The organism is Alcanivorax sp. HI0044, assembly GCF_001634945.1.
Genome location: NZ_LWEZ01001977.1, coordinates 1 through 1163 on the forward strand (window position 1 = coordinate 1; position 1163 = coordinate 1163).

Sequence of the window (1163 nt, forward strand, 5' to 3'; positions counted from 1 at the left end):
TCCATGGGGATCGCCCGGCCGGTGATGGAGGTGTACCCCATGGCCTGGATCTTCTTTGTGCCCTTTATTTTGATTTCCAGCTTTATGGTGCTGAACCTGTTTATTGCCATCATTGTGAGCGCGACTCAGGAAGTACACGAAAGCGAGCAGCGCGCCGAGCGGGAAGCCAACAATCTGGTTGCCCACGATGAGCGCCAGGAAATGCTGGACCTGATGCGCACCATGCACGCAAAAATCGTGGCACTGGAAGCGGCCCAGCAGAACAAGGCCGATTCATAACTCCACCTGTGGCGGCGCCAGGGTCGCCACTGATGGTCAGGCAGGTCTGCACCGTATCGCTGCCTGGCCGAATCTCCCGCCCTTTGCTTCGTTGAGTGCGGCTTGGCCTGCTAGCTCGTCTGCGCTTCCTTTACCGCATTCCCGCCTCCTGAAAAGGCGATGACGACGTGATGTTTGAGGCGTTGAGCTGTTCCACAATCTTCTTGAGCTTGTGGCGCTGCCTCATGGAGGTGAGCTGTTTGGTGTCCCAGGAGGCGGGGCTGAGAGAGAATTCACTGGCGTTGTAGGCCAGATCGAAGCCGCGTTCGGCGCCGATGGGTTTGTTCTCGGGGCCGTAGATGCCGATGAGCCGCAGGGTCAGGTGGGTGAACTCCAGATCACCTTTGGGCATGTGCCCGTCCATCTTGATGCCCTCACAGCGGGCGATGCGCTCAACCAATTCCTTGAAGGTGCCGATATGGGAGAAGCCTCCCGGTTTAATGGGGCCCTGGCGCGTGTTCTCCGACACATTCACTGCGCCTGAAGCGGGATTGTGTCTCTCCGGGTTTTCGTCGCCCTTGTTGTACTCCTGCTCGAAATCCGTCACGTCCATGGTGATGGTGCCCTGGGAGGTATGAAGTTCGGCGATGATGTATTGCACGAAAACGGATTCGGCGCTCATGTTGCTGATCAGGCAGAGCGCATTGATGTCCTTGTTGCGCCCACGGTTAATGATCAGGCGCGGGCTGCGTTGCCGGCGAAAACCCAAATAGAGGAGTTGTGCGTAAACGATCCAGATAACCAGTGAGCTGAAACTGGCGACGACAGAAAGGATTTTTTGATGCTGTGCAATCCAGTCAAGCATGAAGGCTTCCTCCTTGATGCAGGCTGATCGCGCGTTGCCG

At 57.1% G+C, this 1163-nt stretch carries 2 protein-coding genes; one reads left to right on the forward strand and one right to left on the reverse strand.

What is annotated here, in order from left to right:
- Positions 1-279 (forward strand): ion transporter (locus A3730_RS29215; protein WP_197477763.1); only part of this gene is annotated, 279 nt, incomplete at its 5' end.
- Positions 280-409: 130 nt separating this feature from the next.
- Here A3730_RS29215 and A3730_RS29220 read toward each other — a convergent pair.
- The coding region (locus tag A3730_RS29220) for a hypothetical protein (protein ID WP_231884093.1) at positions 410-1163 on the reverse strand (754 nt) is incomplete at its 5' end.